Source organism: Arthrobacter sp. GCM10027362, from assembly GCF_042679445.1.
In the GTDB taxonomy this organism is placed as follows: Bacteria; Actinomycetota; Actinomycetes; order Actinomycetales; family Micrococcaceae; genus Crystallibacter.
This window is the reverse complement of sequence record NZ_JBHTML010000029.1, coordinates 22,079-29,126: the sequence shown is the minus strand read 5'-3', so window position 1 is coordinate 29,126 and position 7,048 is coordinate 22,079. Positions and strand designations below refer to the sequence as shown.

Genomic DNA, 7,048 nt, shown 5'->3' with positions numbered 1-7,048 from the left:
GACTCGACGACGGCATTCAGTTCCCGGGCGCTGGCCAGGTCGTGCCCGAAGGGTTTTTCGATCACCACCCGGCGCCACTTGTCCCCGTCGGCCTGCGCCAGGCCGTGGCGGCTCAGCTGCCGGCAGACCTGCTCGAAGGCCTTGGGCGGGATGGACAGGTAGAAGGCGTGGTTGCCCTGCGTGCCGCGCTTGGCATCCAGCTCGTCCACGGTCTGCTTGAGCTGGGCGAAGGCCTTATCGTCGCCGAACTCGCCCTGCACGAAGCGGATCCCCTCGGAGAGCCGCTCCCACACCTCCTCGCGGAACGGGGTGCGGGCGTACTGCATGACCGAGGCCTTCACCTCGGCGGCGAAGTCCTCGTCCTCCCAGCGGCGCCGGGCGAAGCCGACCAGGGCGAAGCTCGGCGGCAGCAGGCCGCGGTTGGCCAGGTCGTACACCGCCGGCATGAGCTTCTTGCGCGAGAGGTCCCCGGTGACGCCGAACAGGACCATGGACGACGGGCCCGCCACCCGGGACAGGCGGCGGTCGCGCGGATCCCGGAGCGGATTAAGCCAGGACCTCACACTCGCATCAACGTAAGTAACAGACATTGTTGCCTTCTAACTTTCGACACGCAGTGCGGCCGCCGGCCGACGGGCAGTGCGGCCGCCGGCGGAGGGACACGAGAGGATCCGCTCGTGGGTCTCCCCAAAGGGAACCGTGTCGCTGAGCGCGAGCGTGTACCGGCGAGGATCATGACGGGTGACCAGGATGCCGGCAGACCGTTGGGTCATCGCTACCTGCCGGAGCATGGTCTCTGCATCGTTGAGCAACTCATAAAGCCGAGTAGGGTCGTTAACGAGGACTTCCAAAGGCTCGGTGGCCTGACTAGGCATGATGAACAGCTTCCTTCCCCGGGGATCAGGGTCCCCCAATGTGCCAACCCCTCATCGTTGGGGTGTGCTGTGCCTTAGATCGAATACAGCGTGACGGGATCATCACGAACAAACAGACGGCGGCAGCCTGTGCGATTCTCGATGACCCATATCAGCTGGTCGTCGTCGGAGCGGTCATCCACATACGCTGCGTAGAGGAACGAATCGGGGGACCAGACTTCAACGCAGTCCCCGTGCTGAAGGGAAGTCCACTCCCGGACAAGCTGCCGGCCGGGGATTTGGCGGTTTCCCCTGGACGGTTCCAGTGTTTGTTGATTCATGTCTTATTCCTCCAGCGGACCGGTACTGCCCGCGGTGGCCCCTCTCCGCCGGGGCCCAGGCAGGAAATTCCACTACCGCCGGCCCGCTGTAGTGGCAGGGGCCGGACCCCGGAGGTGGCGTCCCGCGGCTTTGAAGGGTGCGGGACGCCACCGTTAATCGGAGGCCTAGGCGATGGCGTCGCGCAGTTCCTTGGCGGCCAGGGCCGGGTCGGCTGCGCTATAGATGGAGCCACCGACAACGGCGACGTCGGCACCGGCCTGCTGGACGGCGCCGATGGTGCTCAGCTTCACGCCGCCTGCCACGGAGAACGGAACCCGGGCTTCTGCACCGGCACGGAGCAGCCCGTTCAGGTCGAAGCCGGGCTTGGCCTGCTCGTCCAGGCCGGCGTGCATCTCTACGAACTTCGCACCCAGCGCGCGGGCTTCCTTGGCGCGGGTGACCTTGTCTTCCACGCCGATGAGGTCGACGACGATGCCCTTGTTGTGGGCCTTGGCTGCCTTGACGGCACCGGCGATGGTGGAGTCGTCGGCGGTGCCAAGCACGGTGATCAGGTCGGCGCCGGCCTTGAAGGCGATGTCGGCTTCGAGTTCCCCGGCGTCCATGGTCTTCATGTCAGCGAAAACGATCTTGTCCGGGTGGGCTTCCTTGACGGCGGTGACGGCGGAGAGCCCGGCGGCCTTGATCAGGGGGGTGCCGAGTTCGAGGATGTCGACGTATTCGGCGACCTGGCCGGCCAGTTCGAGGGCGTCTTCGACGGTCAGGAGGTCCATGGCTACCTGGAGTTTCATGATGTTGTTTCCTTCTGTAGGGATTTTTGTAGGGAACTCTGTAGGGAACTGCGGTGGGTGTGGAAAGTGGAGGCCTCGGTTACTCGAGGTTGGCGTGCCTGAGCCAGAGCTGTTCGGCCGGTTCATCGGTGTTGTCCCACAGCGACTGGAAGATGGCCTCGGTGGCGAGGAAAAGTACCTGTTCGAAGAGGGACCCGGCGTACTGGCGGGAGACGCTGGAGCCGTGGTCGGTCTTCTGGGCGGCGGGAATGATCACCAGCGCGTCGGCGAGTCCGGCGAGCGGCGAATCCGGGTTGGTGGTGAACGCGGCAATACGCGCTCCGGCCTTCACTGCTGTTTCCGCTGCCTTGACCACTCCCGAGGTCGTTCCCGATCCGGAGGCCACCAGGAGCAGGTCGCCGGAACCGATCGCGGGAGTGGTGGTGTCACCGGCGACGTGGACGGTCATGCCCAGGTGCATCAGCCGCATCGCGGCCATCCTCAACACCAGACCGCTGCGGCCGGCACCGGCGACGAACACCCGGCCCGGCTCGCTGAGCTGGCGTGCCAGGTCGGCCACCTGCTGTTCGTCGATTTTGGCCGCGGCGTCCGCGATCTCGTCCTTGACGAGGGACAGATTGCGGACAATGTCACCTGTGCTGCTGGGCGCGGTACGCGTCGCGTTTGCTGTCGGATTCACGATTTGTCCCCTTTCGGTTCGGTCCTCGGCCTGTAACGGCCGAAGGGATGCTTGCTGGTTGGTATCCATACTCCCGAAGCACACGGGCAGGGGTAATACTGTTTTTTGACGGTTCTGACCACACTTTCGGGTGGGTGGGCGTACCGCCCCGGTAGATCGTCGGGATGCGCGTAGCTGCAGGATGCGGCGAAGCGTGTGAAACCCGCAAGGTCCGGTTTCGCCGACGGGGGTCTGCGCCAGAATCTCGCCGTCGGTTTTCGACATTTACCGGTAGGCCGGGTGAAGCGTTGCCGCTGACCGTCCCCCAGTTAATTCAGGCGTCCGGGAATCCCAGGACCTTGCCGCTCGTGGCAGAATCTTTGGCCGCCGAAAAAGCGTCCAACGCCTGGCCCATGGACAGGACATGCGTGACGAGGAGGGGCCCCTCCCTGAGTCCCCGTCCGGAGGACGGTGGCCAGCCGGCTGAAAGCCGGAGCATTGAAGGATTTATTTGCATAGACGCTAAAAAACGGGCCAAGTCGTTTAAATTTTGCCCGGCCTGGTTAGGAGTGACCCGACCTGTAGCCCATTTTCGGAGCGCAGACTTTTGGCCTCGTCGACCTCATTCCAGTCGCAGATATGTCGGTCCTTGCCGGAAATCGAGAGGACCGATGCGATTGCCGACAGAATTACCCAGGTCGTCGTACGTCCCCTGTTTCCGGCCCACGGGAAAGACCGGAGCTGATGCTCACGGCAGGGAGCAAAACCAGCCAAAGGTTGGGCAACCTCCGGCAGCCTTACAGTTTCCGCCGGATGGCCTCGCGTCAGGTGCACGCGCCACGTTCCGCAGTAGGGGCGTTGCAGTTCCTCGCCGGGGTTACCTTCGGGCAGGGGCAGGGGCAGGGTTGCCGCGGCGCAGGGCCGGCTGGGGCCATGGTGCGGATGCGGACCGGGCCGCAACCGGCCTGGCAAACCGGTCTCTCCGAGCGGCCGATAGCCCCGACTATGCCAAGTGGTTCTTCGGGGAGATTTCCTGCGGCGCCAACGGTGGGGATCCTGCAGGAGGCAGTGCGGGGAAGGCGGCCTTGCTTTTGTGGGGAGGGAACCGGAGGTTCCGGGGCGAAGGTGCGTCCGCGTCGGTTCATGGGTTGATGGCGAGAAAAATGAAGGCGGCGAGCAGGAGGAGATGGACGCCTCCCTGCAGCCGGGTGGCCCGGCCGGGGATCACGGTGAGCACGCCCACGACGGCGGTGAGGGCCAGCAGTACCATCTGGGTGGCGCCCAGGCCGAGCAGCAGCGGCCCCTGAAGCCAGATCGAGGCCAGCGCGATCGCCGGGATGGTCAGCCCGATGCTGGCCATCGCCGAGCCCAGGGCCAGATTAAGGCTGATCTGGACCCGGTTGCGGCCGGCGGCGCGCACGGCGGCCAGGGTCTCGGGCGCCAGGACCAGCAGCGCGATCACGACCCCGACGAACGAGGGCGGGAAGCCGGCGGCCTCGACTCCTGCCTCGATGACGGGGGACTCCACCTTCGCCAGCCCCACCACCGCCACCAGTGCCACCAGCAGCAGCGCCAGGCTGGCGACTGTCTGCCGGCCGGTGGGCGGGGCGGCGTGCTCATCCTCGCCAAGGACAGCACCGGCGGAGGTGACAGGGAGGAAGAAGTCGCGGTGGCGCACCGTCTGCGTGGACACGAACATCGCGTACAGCACCAGGGAGGCCACCGCGGCGAAGGCCAGCTGGGCGGGGGAGAACTGCGGGCCGGGACGGCTGGTGGTGAAGGACGGGAGCACCAGGCACACCGTGGCCAGCGTGACCACGGTGGCCAGCGCGGCACCGGTGCCCTCGGGGTTGAACACCGCCAACCGGTAGCGCAGCGCACCGAGCAGCAGCGAGATACCCATGATGCCGTTGGCGGTAATCATCACGGCGGCAAACACGGTGTCGCGCGCCAGCGAGGCCGTCTCGGGCCCGCCGGAGATCATCAGGGTCACGATCAGCGCGACCTCGATGACCGTCACCGCCACCGCCAGCACCAGCGACCCGAACGGCTCGCCGACCCGGTGCGCGACCACCTCGGCGTGGTGCACCGCCGCCAGGACGGTACCGGCGAGCAGGACGGCTGCAATTGATACCGCCACCGGGCCCAGGCTCCGGCCCCACAGGATGACCAGCACCGCGACCGCCAGCACCGGGACGAGAACCACCCACGACAGCACCCAGGCACGCTTGCCGGTAACCATGGGGCCATTATCCCCGGGAACCTTGATGATGGTCATCCCCGGGGAAACAGCCCAACCGGCCCCAAACGGGCGAATGGAGACCCGGCCCCGGGATCAGGCACGCACCGCGGAACCGGCCGGCTGCCCGGGCTGAGCCGCCGCCCGCTGGCCTCGGTGCGCTGGGATGACAGGCAGGGCCCGGGTACGCGCCTGACCGGTCGGCCACTGACCGGCACAGACGGCTGGGAACCGGTCTCCACCCGCACCCTCTCCGCGGTCCTGTCCTGACGGTACGACACCCGCCGGCCCCCGCCTGGAGCCTCAGGGTGGCAGTGGCAGTGGCAGTGGCAGTGGCAGAGGTTGCGGCGGAGGGAGGCCGGGCCAGGGGAGTCAGGTGCGGCCCGGTCCCCTCCGCCGCCTGCCGGGTACCGGAAGGCAGGGCCCCGGCAGGTGCCTCCAGTGTTTCCGGGCAAAGACGCCGGCCGCAAGGCTTTTCAGGGACTTGGAAGGTCCTTCACAGCCGGCACATAGATGCGTCCGGCAACAATGCCCTGCGCTGCGGGGTGGGGAAGGGCCCCGGCCGCAGCGGCGTGAACGCTGTAAGTGAACGCTGTAGAAAAGGGGGAAGTGGCCGGGGCCCCCGCGACGGGTTTGGCGGGCGGGCAGATGGGGGCTGCCGGCCCGGAACAGGGGTCACTATGTCAGGCCGGTTCCAGCGCTGCTGATCCGAGGTCTGGCTCAGACCCGCACCGTAGGGAAAAGCGGTGGTTCTTTATTCGGCGGACGGGGGTAGACAGAAAGAGTGTCCGACCGGGCCGGCCGGTATGCGTCACCGGTCGGCGGCGGGCTGGTGATCCTAGGCCGTGGCGCCCAGGGCAAGGGCGCGGGCGGGCCCGAGGTTTTCACGGCAGGTGGCTCAACGGCCCACGTAGGAGAGTATCGCGCTGAGCGCGGCGGCCGTGCCGTGTACGAGGGCGGCCTCGGGGTCCGGAGCGAAAGCCGGGTGGTGGTTGCCCGCGGGAGACTTCCCGTCCTCGAACTCCGCGGCCGGGAATGCGCCGAAGGCCCAGAAGACCATGGGGACGCCGATCGCGTCGGCGAGCCAGCCGGCGTCCTCCGAGCCCATGCCGAGCGGCTCGTTGATGATCGACTCCTGGCCGAATGCCTCGCGGAACGCAGCCGCCACTCGCTCTGTGTGTTCGGCATCGTTGAAGAGGCGGGGGAAACGGGAGATCTCTACAATTGCCGGTTCGCCGATTCCGGACGCGGCGGCCTCGGCGTTGATGATCCGGCGGATCGCACTGAGGACCTTTGCGCGGGTCTCCTCATCCGGCGTACGGACGTTGAGGCTGAACTCGGCGGTCTCCGGGATGATGTTCTCCTTCAGGCCCGCGTGGAAGGTCCCGACCGTGACCACGGCCGGTGTCGTGGGCGGAAGTTCGCGCGAAACGATGGTCTGCAGGCGCAGGACCATCGCCGCGGCCGCGATGATCGGATCGATCGACTTCTCCGGCTGGGAGCCGTGCGCCTGGCGTCCGCGGACTGTGATGCGCCACGAGTCGGCAAGGCTCGCCATATGCCCGGTGCGGAGCGTGAACGTGCCGGAGGGCTGGGGCATGACGTGCTGGGCCAGGATCACCTCCGGGCGGGGCGCGCGGTCCCATAGCCCGTCGTCGACCATGGCCTTGGCCCCGGCCGCGGTCTCCTCTGCGGGCTGGAAGAGGAGGACGACCGTTCCGGCCCAGGCCTCGCGGTTCGCCGTCAGGTATGCGGCGGCGGCGAGTGCGTTGGTGATGTGGGTGTCGTGGCCGCAGCCATGCATGGTCGGGGCTGTGCTGCCGTCCGGGAGCGTCCCCGTCGCGGTGCTCGCGTAGTCGAGCCCTGTCTCCTCGGCGATCGGCAGGCCGTCGGTGTCGGCGCGGAAGCCGATGACCGGCCCCTCACCGTTGCGCAGGAGGCCGACGACACCGGTCCCGCCGCTGCGGAAGTGCTCGATGCCGAGCTCGTCGAGACGCGCCTCGATGGCCGCGGCGGTCTTGTGCTCGTGGGACGAGAGCTCGGGTGCGCGGTGGAGCGCCTTGTACATCTCGACGTGCTCGGCGACGAAGCCGGGGGAGACCTTGATTCCGGGCGCGAGGGTGACGGTGGCGGCAGCCTGTGTCATGGGAGACCTTTCGTGGATCTT

The 7,048-nt window shown here is 67.4% G+C and carries 5 protein-coding genes and 1 pseudogene; all 6 read right to left on the bottom strand.

Translation table 11 applies throughout. The annotated features are described in order from the left end of the window. A pseudogene (locus ACFQ36_RS07005) lies at positions 1–590 on the bottom strand (glucose-6-phosphate dehydrogenase); the annotation flags it as partial. A 359-nt stretch (positions 591–949) separates the two neighbouring features. Further along, complete coding sequence (locus ACFQ36_RS07000) at positions 950–1,195, bottom strand: hypothetical protein (RefSeq protein WP_377011988.1); 246 nt, start codon at positions 1,193–1,195, stop codon at positions 950–952. Positions 1,196–1,360: 165 nt separating this feature from the next. Next, complete coding sequence (hxlA, locus tag ACFQ36_RS06995) at positions 1,361–1,984, bottom strand: 3-hexulose-6-phosphate synthase (protein ID WP_377011986.1); 624 nt, start codon at positions 1,982–1,984, stop codon at positions 1,361–1,363. A gap of 79 nt (positions 1,985–2,063) precedes the next feature. After that, on the bottom strand, positions 2,064–2,663 hold the full coding sequence (hxlB, locus tag ACFQ36_RS06990) for a 6-phospho-3-hexuloisomerase (RefSeq protein ID WP_377011984.1): 600 nt from the start codon (positions 2,661–2,663) through the stop codon (positions 2,064–2,066). A 1,120-nt stretch (positions 2,664–3,783) separates the two neighbouring features. Further along, the gene (locus tag ACFQ36_RS06985) at positions 3,784–4,884 is read right to left on the bottom strand and encodes a calcium:proton antiporter (protein ID WP_377011992.1); all 1,101 of its coding nucleotides are present in this window, start codon (positions 4,882–4,884) and stop codon (positions 3,784–3,786) included. 895 nt (positions 4,885–5,779) lie between these two features. Further along, positions 5,780–7,027: an amidohydrolase gene (locus tag ACFQ36_RS06980; protein WP_377011982.1), complete on the bottom strand. Its 1,248-nt coding sequence runs from the start codon at positions 7,025–7,027 to the stop codon at positions 5,780–5,782. Between the last annotated feature and the right edge of the window lie 21 nt (positions 7,028–7,048).